Genomic DNA, 14,576 nt, shown 5'->3' on the forward strand with positions numbered 1-14,576 from the left:
GACGGGCGCGCATGATCCAGGCGGCGCGCTACAGCGACCAGTTGTGCACGGGCTCGCCCTCGTGCATCAGTGTGCGGTAGTCGCCGACCATGCCGCGCAGCGCCCGCTCCCTGGTCTCACCCGCGTCTTCGCGAGCCTTGACCGCGCGTCGTTGCCACACCGACCCCGTCTGCCGGGTGACGCACCGGCCCTCGATCACGCCGAGGTAGCGGCGCTTGGCCTTCTCGGAGACGCCGAACGAGTCGAGACCCTTCTCGGCCAACGGCAGCAGGCGACGCAGCGTCAGCTCGCCGGGGCTCACCCAACCGATGTCCGGCCAGTACATCTGCGAGTCGAGCCCCCACCGGGCCCCGGCGGCGAGGTTCTCGTGCGCCGCGTCGAACGACATCTGCGACCACAGCGGACGGTCGGCCTCGACGAGGCCCCGGACCACCCCGTAATAGAACGCGGCGTTGGCCATGATGTCGACGACCGTCGGGCCCGCCGGAAGCACACGGTTCTCCACGCGAAGATGCGCGTGGCCGTCGACGACGTCGTACACCGGTCGGTTCCACCGGTAGACGGTGCCGTTGTGCAGGCGCAGTTCCTCCAGCTCGGGAATGCGTCCGGCGTCCAGCTCGGCCACCGGGTCGGCATCGGACGAGACCGGCAGCAGGGCGGGGAAGTAGCGGGTGTTCTCCTCGAACAGATCGAAGATCGTGGTGATCCACCGTTCGCCGAACCACACGCGCGGTCGGACGCCCTGATTGCGCAGCTCCAACGGTCGGGTGTCGGTGGCTTGTTCGAACACGGGGATACGGGTCTCGTGCCAGAGAGCCTTGCCCGCGAGGAACGGGGAGTTGCCGGCCAACGCCACCTGGACACCCGCGACGGCTTGCGCCGCATTCCAGTGCGCGGCGAAGTCCTCCGGCGCCACTCGCAGATGCAGTTGCAGGGACGTGCACGCCGCTTCGGGCAGGATCGAGTCCGTCGTCGTGTGCAGCCGGTCGGGCGACGTCCGCCCGGACAGCGGGACCCCGGCGATGTCGATCTCCATGTCCTCCCCGCGCGCGGCGAAGATCTGCTCGTTGAGCAGTGCGTAACGCGGGTTGGTCGATATCCACTGCCGCGCGAAGTGCTCGTGTCGCAGGGTCGGCAGCATGCCGACCATCAGCAGGTGGTTGCCTGTCGACGCCGCCCGCGACTCGGCGCGGTTCAGGGAGGTGCGCAGCATCTGTTCGAGGCTGACGGTGTCGCCACCGACGAACGGTCGCGGCGACACGTTGATCTCGATGTTGAACTGGCCGAGTTCGGTCTGGAAGTCCGGATCGGCGACGGCCTCGAGAACCTCGGCGTTGGCCATCGACGGTTCGCCGGCCTCGTCGACCAGGTTGAGCTCGACCTCCATGCCCAGCAACGGTTCCGGCGTCCGGCCTTGATCGGTGAAGAGCCCCTCCGACAGCATCCGGGCGATCGCCTCGGTGCCCCGTGAGACCTGCGATCGAAATCGAACTCGGTCTGCTCCGCTGAACTTCTGCTGGCTCACTTCGGCGCCCATCACCCCATCGTGCCGTACGAGGCGGACGGCGGCCGAGGATCGGGATGAACACGCGGGGGACTCGCCGGGTCGAGATCGGCGGTTCGGGCGGGGAGCCGGCGGTCACGCCTGCCTATGATCGAGGAATGCTCACCGCCGATCTGCACACCCATACCCGGTATTCGGACGGGACCGACACTCCACAGGAGTTGTTGGCCGCGGCGCGGGCGGCGGGGCTGACCACGGTCGGGCTCACCGACCACGACACGGCCGACGGTTGGGCCGAGACCGCCGAACACGTGCCGGCCGGCATGCGGGTGATACCCGGAGCCGAGTTCTCCACGAAGCATCCGCGCGAGGACGGCTCGCTCGTCTCCGTGCACCTGCTCGGCTATCTGTTCCGCCCGGACGATGCGGCGATCGTCGCCGAATGGCACCGCATCGTCGACGAACGGACTCGGCGCGGAGAACGGATCGTCGAGAGCCTCGTCGCGGCCGGTTATCCGGTGACCGTCGAGCGGGTCCAGGAGATCGCCGGACGCAGCAACATCGGCCGCCCGCACATCGCACGAGCACTCATCGACGCGGGCGTGATCGGCAGCGTCGCGGCGGCGTTCGACGGAATCCTCGAAGACGGCGGACCGCACCATGTGACTCTGCGGTCCACGACGCTCGTCGACGGCATCGCGATGATCGCCGCGGCCGGGGGAGTGCCGGTCATCGCGCATCCGCGCGCCCGAACGGCGGCCGATCTGCTCACAGCCGACGTCCTCGCCTCTCTCGTCCCGCTCGGCCTGGTCGGGCTGGAGGTGCGCCACCCCGACCACGACGACGCCTCGCGTGCCGAACTCGCGGGCATCGCAACCGATCTCGGACTGCTGCAGACCGGGTCGAGCGACTATCACGGCGCCAACAAGACTCTCCGCATCGGCCAGGAACGCACCGACGACGCCGTCGTCGAGGAGATCGTCGAGCGCGGCGCCGTCGCACCGTTCGTCGGTTAGTCCCGTGGCCCCGAAAGACAGGATCGACCCCGCCCAGACGCGTGCGGCGGTGCTCGCCGTGCAGGACTGGCTGCGCGACGAGACCCTCCCGAACCCGCCGCGACCGGCGTTGGCCGCGGCGGTCCGCGCCACCGCCCGCAGCATCGGACAGGACGCGCCCGGCAACTCGGTGGAACTGCGCGTGCCGCCCTTCGTCGCGGTCCAGTGCATCGAGGGCGTCCGACACACCCGCGGCACCCCGCCCAACGTGGTCGAGACCACCCCGCGCCAATGGCTGCTGCTGGCCACCGGACTCGAGTCCTTCGACGACGCGGTCGCCGACCACCGCGTCAGCGTCTCTGGGCATCGGGCGGGCGATGTGGCCGCTTTTCTCCCCGTGGTGCCGCTGCAGACCTCACCGTGACGAGGATGCCGTCGATCACACGCTGAGCGTTAGTCTCCACACTCGGGGCGCCCGGAGTTTCCCCTCGGCCGGGCCCGGACAGTACCCTTGGGGTACGCCCGCCCAGCCCACGACATCGGAGCGTCGCCTCGTGACTGATCTGTCGATCAACTCCCGCAATCTGCTCACCTCCCAGGAGCCCGACGAAGTAGAGAACGAGCCGCGCGAGGAGTGCGGTGTCTTCGGAGTGTGGGCGCCCGGCGAGGACGTCGCCAAGCTCACGTACTACGGGCTCTACGCGCTGCAGCACCGCGGCCAGGAGGCCGCGGGCATCGCCGTCGGCGACGGAGCCCAGGTCCTGGTGTTCAAGGATCTCGGTCTGGTCAGCCAGGTGTTCGACGAGCAGACGCTCGCGTCGATGATCGGTCATGTCGCCGTCGGACACTGCCGTTATTCGACCACGGGGTCGACGACGTGGGAGAACTCCCAGCCGATCTTCCGGCACACCGATGCGGGCAGCGGAGTGGCGCTCGGTCACAACGGCAACCTCGTCAACACCTCCGAACTCGCCACCCGCGCTCGTGAACTCGGGCTGTACGGTCCGCACGCCACGGCGACCTCCGACTCCGACGTCGTCGGTGCACTCCTGGCGCACGGCGCCGCGGACAAGACGCTCGAACAGGCCGCCATCGAGCTCCTCCCGACCCTCAAAGGCGCGTTCTGCCTCACCTTCCAGGACGAGGACACCCTGTACGCCGCGCGTGACCCGCACGGCATCCGCCCGCTCTCGCTCGGCCGCCTCGACCGCGGCTGGGTCGTCGCCTCGGAGACCGCGGCCTTCGACATCGTCGGCGCGTCGTTCGTCCGCGACATCGAGCCCGGTGAGCTGCTCGCCATCGACAGCAACGGCGTCCGCAGCAGCCGGTTCGCGGAGCCGACGCCCAGGCTGTGCATCTTCGAGCACGTCTATCTCGCTCGCCCGGACAGCGTCATCCACGGTCGTTCGGTCCACTCTGCGCGCGTCGACATCGGCCGCCGCCTGGCCCGCGAGCAGCCCGCCGAGGGTGATCTGGTGATCCCGGTCCCCGAGTCGGGCACCCCGGCCGCCGTCGGCTACGCGCAGGAGTCGGGCATCGCCTACGGGCAGGGCCTGATGAAGAACGCCTACGTCGGCCGCACCTTCATCCAGCCGTCGCAGACCATCCGTCAACTCGGCATCCGACTCAAGCTGAATCCGCTGCGCGAGGTGATCCGCGGCCGCAGACTGATCGTGGTCGACGACTCGATCGTCCGCGGCAACACCCAGCGTGCCCTGATCCGCATGCTCCGCGAGGCCGGGGCCGCCGAGGTCCACGTGCGCATCGCATCGTCGCCGGTCCGGTGGCCGTGCTTCTACGGGATCGACTTCGCCTCGCCCGCCGAACTCATCGCCAACGGCATGGAGTCCGAAGAGCACATGGTCGACGGCGTGCGCCAGGCCATCGGCGCGGACTCCCTCGGCTACGTCAGCGTGGACGCCATGGTCGAGGCCACCGGTGAGGAGCGGTCGCGGCTGTGCGCCGCGTGCTTCGACGGAAACTACCCGATCGAGCTGCCCACCGAGACCGCGATGGGCAAGGCCGTGTTGGAGACCATGATGTCGACTTCGACGGGGTCGGCGCCGGACCCGCTGATGGCGCAGAACGACAACGTCAGCGCCGTGATGCGCCCCTGAGTCGTCCGCGACGAGGAGATTTCACCCCCGCACTCAGGTAGCGTGAGTGCGTTGACCACGGCGACGGTCGGTGCTCGACCACGCCTTGAACGAGTGTGTAGGAGAAGCACCATAATGACCGACGGGGCTGCCGACCAGGCATCCGACAATGCAACGGGCGGCGCGTCGTACGCGGCCGCCGGCGTGGACATCGATGCGGGTGAGCGCGCAGTCGAGCTGTTCGCGCCGCACGCCAAGCGGGCGACGCGCCCCGAGGTCATGGGCGGTCTCGGCGGTTTCGCCGGACTGTTCGCGCTGAAGGGCGACTACCGCGAGCCGGTGCTCGCCGCGTCGAGTGACGGCGTCGGCACCAAGCTCGCCGTCGCGCAGGCGATGGGCGTCCACGACACCGTCGGTCGCGACCTGGTCGCCATGGTCGTCGACGACCTCGTGGTCTGCGGTGCGCAGCCGCTGTTCCTGCAGGACTACATCGCCGTCGGCAAGGTGATCCCCGAGATGGTGGCCGACATTGTCAAGGGCATCGCGGACGGCTGTGTCGATGCGGGCTGCGCCCTTCTCGGCGGCGAGACAGCGGAGCATCCGGGCGTCATGGAGGACACCCATTACGACCTCTCGGCGACGGGCGTCGGCGTCGTCGAAGCCGATGAGATCCTCGGCCCGGACCGCGTCCGCCCGGGTGACGTCGTGATCGCGATGGGTTCGTCGGGTCTGCACTCGAACGGCTACTCGCTCGCCCGCAAGGTCCTCCTCGAGTGGGGTCACCTCGACCTCGGCGGCCATGTCGAGGAGTTCGGCCGCACCCTCGGCGAGGAACTGCTGGAGCCGACCCGGATCTACGCCAAGGACTGTCTGGCGCTCGCCGCCGAAGCCGAAGTCCGCACCTTCGCGCACGTCACCGGCGGGGGACTCGCCGACAACCTCGGCCGCGTCCTCCCGCCCGGCCTCGAGGCGGTCCTGGAGCGCAACTCGTGGACGCCCGCGCCGGTTTTCTCACTGATCGCGCAGCGCGGCCGCGTCGAGCGTGCCGAGATGGAACGCACCTTCAACATGGGCGTCGGCATGGTCGCCATCGTCGCACCGGAGGACACCGACCGCGCCCAGGCGGTGCTGACCGCACGTCACGTCGACAACTGGGTCCTCGGCTCGATCAGACGTGGTGCCGGTGGCGCCGCGGGTTCGGCCGCACTCGTCGGAGACCACGCCCGCTTCTGAGCCACGGCTGAAACGCCTGATCCGCCGGGTGGAACCAGTTCTCTGGTTCCACCCGGCGGATCAGTGATGTCGCGAGGTCTCCGATGTGCGCCACTCGATCGGGATGCCTACGCGGATCGAAATGCGCTCAGCCCGCCGAACCGTGCCACGGGTCGCCGGACTGAGAGACTCTGAGCACACTCGATCAGCGGAGTGTCGCTGGTCGAGAGTGGAAGTCGGGTGGCGACGCGTCAGCGTCGCCAGTCGTCTTCGGAGTTCCGGCTGTCGTCCTCCGACCATGGGTCGGCGTACGGCGGTTCGCCGCCACCGCCCGACAACTCGCGCTGCAAGCTGTCGAAGTCGGTGTTCTGGGTGGAGTACTTCAGCTGACGTGCAACCTTCGTCTGCTTTGCCTTAGCCCGGCCGCGGCCCATATGGGACCCCCTCGCACAATGACGGGGCGGCCATCGGTGTGGCGGCCCCGTTCTATTCGTTAGTAGTTCTCGTGCTGACCAGTCTAGCGCGCGGACGCAATTAAGTCTCATCGCCTGGTCATCCGTGTGGCGCGAGAGTAGTCACATGACGGAGATCACATGGTCGGTCACCGGCCGCGCAGGCGCTCCTGGGCGGCTCGGCCTGCGGGAACGGTGTCGTCGGGCGTGTAGAGGTCGGAGTCGATTCGTGCCGCGGCGCCTGTCTCGGAATCGCCCGTCACGAGCTCGGCGTCGACCGGCACCGACCGTTTCACCAAGGCGAGTGCGATCGGGCCGAGCTCGAAGTGATCGACGACGCTGCCGACCCGTCCGACGCTGCGACCGCCCGCCGACACCGGGTCGCCGGTCGCCGGTCGCGCATCCGAGCTGCCGTCGAGGTGCAGCAGCACCAGGCGACGCGGCGGCCGACCGATGTTCGCGACCCGAGACACCGTCTCCTGTCCGCGGTAGCAGCCCTTGTCCAGATGAACGGCGCCGTGCTCGGTGGGCCCGCCGATCCAGTCGGCCTCGTGCGGAATGGTGCGCTCGTCGGTGTCCACGTGCAGACGGGCCCGTCCGGCGGCCACCCGCAGGGCGTCGAACGCCCACATGCCCGCGGGCGCGGCGCCGGCGCCGGTCAGTGCGGACCACCACCGGGTCAGCTCGTCGCGCGCGATCACCACATCGACGACGGGCAGCGTGCGGCCCTCGCCGATCGGCGGCATCACCCGCCAGAAACCGTGCGCGTCGGGGATCGAACCCGCGGCGTACACGTCCGCGTCGGACGGGACGCCCAGCAGTTCGGCGATCGCTCCGGTCCGGGCCCGGGGGCCGACGAGAGTCAGCACCGCGGTGTCCGCGCGCGGGGCGGGTGTCACCTGTGCCCAGAACACCATCTTGGTGAGGAACTGGGCGAGTGGAGCGCCGCGGTCCGCCTCGGTGTCGAGCCAGGTGACCTCGTCGATGTCGGTGAGGACGAAGTGGTCCTCCACGCGGCCGTTGAGGTCGAGTGAGAGGTTCTCGGCGCTGTGACGGTCGGCCAGGCCCGCGACATGCTGCGAGGAGATCGTGTGCAGCCAGGTGAGGCGCTCGGGTCCGACGAGCTCGATCACCGCGCGGTCGCTGCGGTCCACCACGGCGACGCCGCGCGCGGCGGCTCGCTGTTCGCCGAGCGGGTCCCCGTAGTGCCAGGCGACGCCGGGACTCGGATCGCCGTCGGGCGTGGCGACAGCACCTGCGGTCGCGGAGAGGATGGGCGAACGAACGGTATCCGCAGACATGCCGCCAGTCTACGGTGGACACCGTGATCGTTGTCGACGGTGATGGCCTGCGCAGTGACCCCGGTCGCCCCCTCCTGCACGCGGACGATCTCGGCGTGCTGCACGGCGACGGCGTCTTCGAGACGATGCTGGTTCGCGACGGGCGGGCCCGGCTCGTGCGGCGGCATCTGGCTCGGCTGGTCGACGGCGCCGCCCGCCTCGACCTCCCGGAACCCGATGTCGAACGCATCGCGCGGGCGGTCGAGACCGCGCAGGACGCCTGGAGCGGCACCGGCGACGGCGCCCTCCGGATCGTCTACACCCGCGGTCGCGAATCGGACCCGGGATCGCCGACGTGGTTCGTCACGGTGTCGCCGGTGCCGGAGCGGGCGGCGATCGCCCGCCGGGACGGCGTCACGGTACTGCTGCTGACGCGCGCGCAGGATCCCGACGCCGTCGCGCCGTGGGAACTCGCGGGCGCCAAGGCGCTCAGCTACGCCCGCAACACCGCGGCCCTGCGGCATGCCCGCGCGCAGGGGTTCGACGACGCGATCTACCTGTCGTCGACCGGAACTGTGCTCGAGTCGCCGCGGGCCAACGTCGTCGCCCTGTTCGACGGGGTGCTGACCGCGACGCCGGCGGCCGACGGGATCCTCGCCGGAACCACGCAGGAGGCGCTCTACGCGGCCGCCGATCGGGCCGGGGTTCCGACCCGTGAGGCCCGCATGACTCCCGAGGATCTGCGAGGTGCCGACGGCGTGTGGCTCCTGTCGTCGCTCACGCTCGCCGCCCGTGTGCGTCGGATGGGCGATTTCGTTCTCGCCGAGACGCCGAATCGCGCCGGACTCGTCCCAAAACTCGTAACCGAAGCGATTACCCGACCATGATGTGACTGCGGACACGAGGACGGCGGCCCGATGTGAGCGGGTCTTTGGTCTTCTGTGTCACGAAGGGCTTGTATTCCCGCCCATCGCTACTACGCTGCGTAGTACGCGCTGAGGAACCGACGAATGTGAGGCGAGCGTGGATGTCGTTGACATATCCCGGTGGCAATTCGGAATAACCACTGTCTACCACTTCATTCTGGTGCCGTTGACCATCGGTCTGGCACCCCTGATCGCGGTCATGCAGACCGTCTGGCACGTGACTGGAAAAGAGCAGTGGCTGCGCGCCACCAAGTTCTTCTCCAAGCTCTTCCTGATCAACTTCGCGCTCGGTGTGGCCACCGGAATCGTCCAGGAGTTCCAGTTCGGTATGAACTGGAGCGAGTACAGCCGGTACGTCGCCGACGTCTTCGGCGCGCCGCTCGCCATGGAGGGCCTGGTGGCCTTCTTCATGGAGTCGACCTTCATCGGACTCTGGATCTTCGGCTGGGGCAGACTTCCCAGACGCGTGCATCTGGCGTGCATCTGGATCGTCGCGATCGGCGTCAACGCCTCCGCGTACTTCATCATCGCCGCCAACTCGTTCATGCAGCACCCGGTGGGCGTCGTCTGGGACGAGGCGCGCGAGCGGCCCCGCATGAACAACTTCCTGGCCGTCATCACCAACAACACCACCCTGGTCGCGTTCCCGCATGTCATCGCGGGCGCCTTCCTCACCGCATCGACGTTCGTGGCCGTGATCGGCCTGTGGTGGATGGCGCGCAACACCGTCCGCGCGAACAAGCTCGAAGCCGCACTGGTCTCCGGCGACGATTCGCAGATCCCCGAGACCAGTTCGCCCAGCCAGATCGGTGCGAGTCCGACCAAGCTGCGCGAGGACAACGCGAAGATGTGGAGACCGGTCACCCTGCTGGGCCTCTGGGTGATCATCGCGAGCGGCATCGCACTGTTCATCACCGGTGACCAACAGGCGCGACTCATGTTCGAGCAGCAGCCGATGAAGATGGCCGCAGCCGAATCGCTGTGCGAGACCGAGACCGGGGCATCGTTCTCCGTGCTGAGCATCGGCACGCAGAACAACTGCGACAACATCACCCACGTCATACAGATTCCCAACATGCTGTCGTTCCTGTCCGATCACAGCTTCGACAGCACCGTGCAGGGCGTCAACGAACTCCAGGAGCAGTACCAGGAGGCGCTGAACATGCCGGGCCAGAACTTCGCGCCCAACCTGTTCGTCACCTACTGGGGCTTCCGGGCGATGATCACCTGGGCGCTCGGCTCGGTCGTCGTGGCCGTCGGCGGTCTGTGGTTCCTCCGACGAGGCCGCAGTGAGATACCGAGGAAGGTCGGCACCCTCATGCTGTGGATGGCACCGACTCCGTTCCTGGCCAACGCATCCGGGTGGATCTTCACCGAGATGGGACGTCAGCCGTGGGTCGTCGCTCCCAACTGGGCCGACGCCGACGGTGATCCGCTGCAGATCCACATGCTGGTGCAGGACGGTGTCTCCAACCACACATCGCCCATCGTCTGGACCACCCTGATCGGGTTCACGCTCCTCTACGGCGCGCTCGGCCTGGTCTGGTTCTTCCTGCAACGTCGCTATGTGATCGACGGTCCCCACGACACTGACGGCGTCGCCCCGGACGTGGGCGCCGACGACGACGTCGACAAACCACTCTCGTTCTCGTATTAGGAGCCTGTCGATGAGTCTGGAAACTTTCTGGTTCGCGCTCGTCGCGGTCCTGTTCGTCATGTACTTCGTGCTGGAGGGCTTCGACTTCGGCGTTGGAATGCTGCTGCCGTTCCTCGGCCGTCGCTCCGAGCCAGACGGCGACAAGCGCCGTCGACTGCTCCTGACCACGATCGGCCCGGTGTGGGACGGCAACGAGGTGTGGCTGATCACCGGCGGCGGTGCGCTGTTCGCCGCGTTCGGCGGCTGGTACGCCACCATGTTCTCGGCCTTCTATCTGCCGCTGTTCCTCATCCTGATCGGCCTGATCGTGCGCGTGGTCGCCATCGAATGGCGCGGAAAGATCAACGATCCGCGGTGGCGGGCGTGGTGCGACGTCGGTATCGGCCTCGGCTCGTGGCTGCCCGCGATCCTGTGGGGAGTGGCGTTCGCGAACGTCGTGCGCGGCATCCCGATCGACGCCGAACACCAGTACACCGGCGGCTTCTTCAACCTGCTGAACCCGTACGCGCTGCTCGGCGGACTGACCACCGTCCTGTGCTTCATCACGCACGGTGCCGTGTTCATCGCGCTCAAGAGCCACGGCGCCGTCCGCGACGATGCGCAGACCGTGGCCTGGCGCCTGGCGATCCCCACGGCGGCGGTCGCGGCGGGCTTCCTGCTGTGGACCCAGTTCGCCTACGGCAAGGGCTGGACGTGGACGCTGGTGGCGATCGCCGCCGTCGCCGCCGTCGTCATGGTGATCGGCGCCTACCTGCGTCGGGAGGGCATCGCCTTCGCCGCCACGTGCATCGCGATCGCGGCCACCGTGGGACTGCTGTTCGCCGTGTTGTTCCCGAACGTGCTGCCCTCGCTGACCGACTCGGCGTACGACCTGACGGTGGCGAACACCTCGTCGAGCCATTACACCCTGGTCGTCATGACCTGGGCCGCGGGCATCATGACCCCGGTCGTCCTGCTCTACCAGGGCTGGACCTACTGGGTGTTCCGGCAGCGGCTCACCATCGATCGGATCCCCGAGGCGGGCGGACTGCCGCTGCGCGAGGAGGTGCCCGTCAAGTGAGCGCCGCCCCGCCGCTCGACCCGCGTCTGCTGAAGTATTCGCGGTCGGCGCGGCGGTACGCGGTCGCCGTCGCGGGGTTCTCCGTCGCCTCGGTGGTCGCCGTGATCGCGGGCGCCGTCGCGATCGCCGGACTGCTCGGCGAACTCGTCACCGATCCGGCCGCACGCACTTTCGGAGCGCAATCGGTGCATCTGACGGTGATCGCGGTGGCCTTCGCGGCCCGCGCGGTGAGTTCGTACCTGCAGGACCGGTACGCGCACCGCGCGGCGCTGGCGACCATCGGCGAACTGCGGGCGCGTGCCGTCGACGCGCTCACCGATTCGACGCGCACGTCGCCGCACCGGCTGGCCGCCGAACGAGACCGCTCGTCGACGGTGCTGCTGCGCGGACTCGACGCACTGGTCGACTACTTCGCCGACTACCTGCCCGCGCTGCTGTCGACGGCGATCATCACCCCGCTGGTCGTCGTCGTGATCGCCTGGGCCGACTGGCCGTCGGCGATCATCATCCTGGTCACCATTCCGCTGATCCCGCTGTTCATGGTGCTGATAGGTCTGCTCACCCGCGATCGCACCCGGCGCAAACTCGACGCGATGAGCCGTCAGAGCAGTCGACTCCTGGATCTGCTCACCGGACTGCCGACCCTGCGCGGCATCGGCCGCGCCGTCGGACCGGTACGACGCGTCGACGATCTCGGTCGAGAGTTCCACCGCACGACGATGTCGTCGCTGCGGATCGCGTTCCTGTCCGGTGCCGCACTGGAGATGCTCGCGACGCTCAGCGTGGCGCTCGTGGCCGTCGGCATCGGCCTGCGCCTGGTGTTCGGCGACATGAGCCTCTACGCCGGGGTGCTCGCGCTGGTCCTCGCGCCCGAGGCGTACCTCCCGCTACGTCGGATCGGTGCGGCGTTCCACGCGTCCCAGGACGGCCTCGAGGCCTCCCGCGAGGTCCTCGACGTGTGCGATCGCGCCGCCCGGAGCACCGGATCCAGGCGGATCGGCGTCGACGGCGAGGCCGTGGTCGTCGACGGTCTGGGCGTGCGCACCCGCGACGGGTGGACCCCGCGCGGTCTGAACCTGCGCTGCGAACCGGGGACGGTGACCGTCGTCTCCGGTCGAAACGGAGTCGGGAAGTCGACGCTGCTCGCGGCGATCCTCGGCCTCGAGAGGCCCGACGAGGGCTCGGTGCGGATCGGCGGCGTCGACGTCACCGATCTGGAGCCGACGGCATTCCACGAGCAGGTCGCCTGGCTGCCGCAGCATCCGATGACGACGCCGGGCACCGTCGCCGAGAACCTCGCCCTGCTCGACGAGCTCGACCCGGCGCGGGTCGCCGACCTCTCCCGCGTGTTCGGCCTCGCCGAGATCGACGCCGCCACGATGATCGGCGCCGACGGATCCGGACTGTCGGCCGGACAACGCCAACGGCTCGCCCTGGTGCGGACCCTCGCCTCCGACGCCCCGCTGATCCTCCTCGACGAGCCCACGGCCCATCTCGACGCCGAGACCGCGGCGCGGGTACTCGACGTCGTCGCCGCGCGCGCCGCGGACGGGGCCACCGTCGTGCTGGTCTCGCATCGCCCGGAGTCGCGGTCCGTGGCCGACGTCGTCGTCGAGGTGGAGAGCGACGTGCAGAGTGCGACGGCGACGATCGACGGGAGCGTCGATGCGCGCCTCTGACCCCTTGATCCGAGCGCTCGAGTTCGCCGGCCTGCGCCGCACCACACCGCTCGTGGCGATCCTGCTCGGTGCGGGCGGTGCGCTCTCGGCGCTCGGACTGGCCGCGCTGTCGGCTTGGCTGATCACCCGGGCCTGGCAGATGCCGCCGGTGTTGTACCTGTCGGTCGCGGTGACCGCGGTCCGCGCGCTCGGCATCTCCCGCGCGTTGTTCCGGTACCTGGAGCGTCTGGCCACCCACGACGTCGCTCTGCGGGCGATGGGCACGGCCCGCGCCCGCATCTACCGGGTGCTCGCGACCGGTGCTCCGGAGGCCGCGGTCCGTGCCGACCGCGGGGCACTCCTGGCACGCACCGCCGACGACGTCGACGAGATCGGCGACGCCGTGGTCCGCGGTCTGGTGCCGATGGCCGTCGGCGGGGTCACCGGGATCGCGGCCGTGGCGATCATGGCCGTCGTCTCACCGCTGTCGGCGATCGTCCTCGCGGTGGCGTTGCTGATCAGCGGGGTGCTCGCGCCGCGCCTGGGGGCTCGCGCATCCGTGCGGGCCGTCGTCGACGGAGCACGGGCGCGCGAATCGGTCGGCACCTCGGTCACCGGACTGCTGTGGCACGGCGCCGAGTTGGCGGTGGCTGGCCGCCGCCGGAGCGCGCTGGCCGCCCTGCGCTCGGCCGATGTCGATCACGCGCGCGCGGTCGACGACGCGGCCGCACGGCAGGCCGGAGCCGCGTCGCTGACGCCGTTCGCCCTGCTGGTGAGCGTCGTGGCCGCGGCCGTGATCGCCGTCGATCTCGCGTCGGGGGCGCCCGGTTCGCTGATGGAGGCGACCTCGTCCGACGGCGTGCTGACGCCGATGCTGCTCGGCGTCCTGATCCTGTTGCCGCTCTCGTCGTTTGAAGAGACCGGTGCGCTGACCGATGCCGCGATCGCGTGGGAGCGCGGACGTCGGAGTGCGGCTCGTGTGATGGCCCTGGTCGATGCGGCCGGCCCCGAGCGGACCGTCGCCGATCCCGTGTTCGATCCGCGACCGGCGACCCTGACCGTCGCTGCGCTGCAGTGGGGACACGAGCGGCCGCTCGGTCCCGCCGACGGCCTCGATCTGCGGCTGCGGCCGGGCGATCGGCTCGCGGTGACCGGTCCGAGCGGGGCGGGCAAGTCGACGCTCGGGCTCACCCTCGCCGGGCTTCTCGAACCGCTGTCCGGCAGTGTCGTCACCGAACCGGGGGAGCTGTCGACGTGCGCCGCGTACTTTCCCGAGGAGGGGCACCTGTTCTCCACGACGCTCCGCGAGAACCTGCGCGTGGCGCGCGGCGACGTGACCGACGACGAGATCGTCGACGCCCTGCGCGAGGTGGGTCTCGGCCGCTGGATCGACGCGCTGCCCGATGGACTCGACACCGAGCTCGCCGGAGCGGCCGCGGTGAGCGGCGGTCAGCGGCGCCGAATCCTGTTGGCACGAGCCCTGGTCCATGACGCGCGCATCGTCGTCCTCGACGAACCCACCGAACACCTCGATGCCGACGACGCAACCGAGCTGCTGGGGCGGATCTGCGCACGAGAGGGCATGTTCGGTTCGGATCGCGTAGTGGTGGTCATCACGCACCAGGCGATCGACGAATTGAATGTCCCGTCGCTGTTCGTCCCGCTATCCAGGCAAGACAGTATTTCTCTGAACTGAGCCTTGCCTCATTATATGAAGGAGAGGCTTGTTTTAAATG

Annotated in this window: 12 protein-coding genes; 9 read left to right on the forward strand and 3 right to left on the reverse strand. The window is 69.2% G+C overall.

Going from position 1 to position 14,576, the window contains the following annotated elements:
- Positions 1–28: 28 nt before the first annotated feature.
- On the reverse strand, positions 29–1,537 hold the full coding sequence (locus BKA16_RS07500; RefSeq protein WP_183370078.1) for a glutamate-cysteine ligase family protein: 1,509 nt from the start codon (positions 1,535–1,537) through the stop codon (positions 29–31).
- Between the two features lie 125 nt (positions 1,538–1,662).
- Here BKA16_RS07500 and BKA16_RS07505 point away from each other — a divergent pair, with 125 nt between their 5' ends.
- From BKA16_RS07505 to purM, 4 genes are all read left to right on the forward strand, one after another.
- The gene (locus BKA16_RS07505) at positions 1,663–2,520 is read left to right on the forward strand and encodes a PHP domain-containing protein (RefSeq protein WP_183370079.1); all 858 of its coding nucleotides are present in this window, start codon (positions 1,663–1,665) and stop codon (positions 2,518–2,520) included.
- A gap of 4 nt (positions 2,521–2,524) precedes the next feature.
- Positions 2,525–2,923 (forward strand): sterol carrier family protein, encoded by a 399-nt coding sequence (locus BKA16_RS07510; RefSeq protein WP_183370080.1) that lies wholly within the window; start codon positions 2,525–2,527, stop codon positions 2,921–2,923.
- A 130-nt stretch (positions 2,924–3,053) separates the two neighbouring features.
- On the forward strand, positions 3,054–4,616 hold the full coding sequence (purF, locus tag BKA16_RS07515; protein ID WP_183370081.1) for an amidophosphoribosyltransferase: 1,563 nt from the start codon (positions 3,054–3,056) through the stop codon (positions 4,614–4,616).
- 114 nt (positions 4,617–4,730) lie between these two features.
- Positions 4,731–5,828 (forward strand): phosphoribosylformylglycinamidine cyclo-ligase, encoded by a 1,098-nt coding sequence (gene purM / locus BKA16_RS07520; RefSeq protein WP_183370082.1) that lies wholly within the window; start codon positions 4,731–4,733, stop codon positions 5,826–5,828.
- Between the two features lie 230 nt (positions 5,829–6,058).
- Here purM and BKA16_RS07525 read toward each other — a convergent pair whose 3' ends face one another.
- Complete coding sequence (locus BKA16_RS07525) at positions 6,059–6,241, reverse strand: DUF3073 domain-containing protein (protein ID WP_183370083.1); 183 nt, start codon at positions 6,239–6,241, stop codon at positions 6,059–6,061.
- Positions 6,242–6,408: 167 nt separating this feature from the next.
- Positions 6,409–7,560 carry a CAF17-like 4Fe-4S cluster assembly/insertion protein YgfZ gene (ygfZ, locus tag BKA16_RS07530; RefSeq protein WP_183370084.1) on the reverse strand — a complete coding sequence of 384 codons (1,152 nt, stop codon included), beginning with the start codon at positions 7,558–7,560 and terminating at the stop codon, positions 6,409–6,411.
- A gap of 23 nt (positions 7,561–7,583) precedes the next feature.
- Here ygfZ and BKA16_RS07535 point away from each other — a divergent pair, with 23 nt between their 5' ends.
- The 5 genes from BKA16_RS07535 (at position 7,584) to cydC (ending at position 14,536) form a co-directional block, all read left to right on the forward strand.
- Positions 7,584–8,426 (forward strand): aminodeoxychorismate lyase, encoded by an 843-nt coding sequence (locus BKA16_RS07535; protein ID WP_343067318.1) that lies wholly within the window; start codon positions 7,584–7,586, stop codon positions 8,424–8,426.
- A gap of 136 nt (positions 8,427–8,562) precedes the next feature.
- Positions 8,563–10,122 carry a cytochrome ubiquinol oxidase subunit I gene (locus tag BKA16_RS07540; RefSeq protein ID WP_183370086.1) on the forward strand — a complete coding sequence of 520 codons (1,560 nt, stop codon included), beginning with the start codon at positions 8,563–8,565 and terminating at the stop codon, positions 10,120–10,122.
- Between the two features lie 10 nt (positions 10,123–10,132).
- On the forward strand, positions 10,133–11,182 hold the full coding sequence (gene cydB / locus BKA16_RS07545; protein WP_183370087.1) for a cytochrome d ubiquinol oxidase subunit II: 1,050 nt from the start codon (positions 10,133–10,135) through the stop codon (positions 11,180–11,182).
- Positions 11,179–12,861: a thiol reductant ABC exporter subunit CydD gene (gene cydD, locus BKA16_RS07550; protein ID WP_183370088.1), complete on the forward strand. Its 1,683-nt coding sequence runs from the start codon at positions 11,179–11,181 to the stop codon at positions 12,859–12,861. The genes cydB and cydD overlap by 4 nt, the downstream gene beginning before the upstream one ends.
- Positions 12,848–14,536 carry a thiol reductant ABC exporter subunit CydC gene (gene cydC, locus BKA16_RS07555; RefSeq protein WP_183370089.1) on the forward strand — a complete coding sequence of 563 codons (1,689 nt, stop codon included), beginning with the start codon at positions 12,848–12,850 and terminating at the stop codon, positions 14,534–14,536. Before cydD ends, cydC begins: the two co-directional genes overlap by 14 nt.
- Positions 14,537–14,576 lie beyond the last annotated feature (40 nt).

The organism is Gordonia humi (assembly GCF_014197435.1).
GTDB classification, from domain to species: domain Bacteria; phylum Actinomycetota; class Actinomycetes; order Mycobacteriales; family Mycobacteriaceae; genus Gordonia; species Gordonia humi.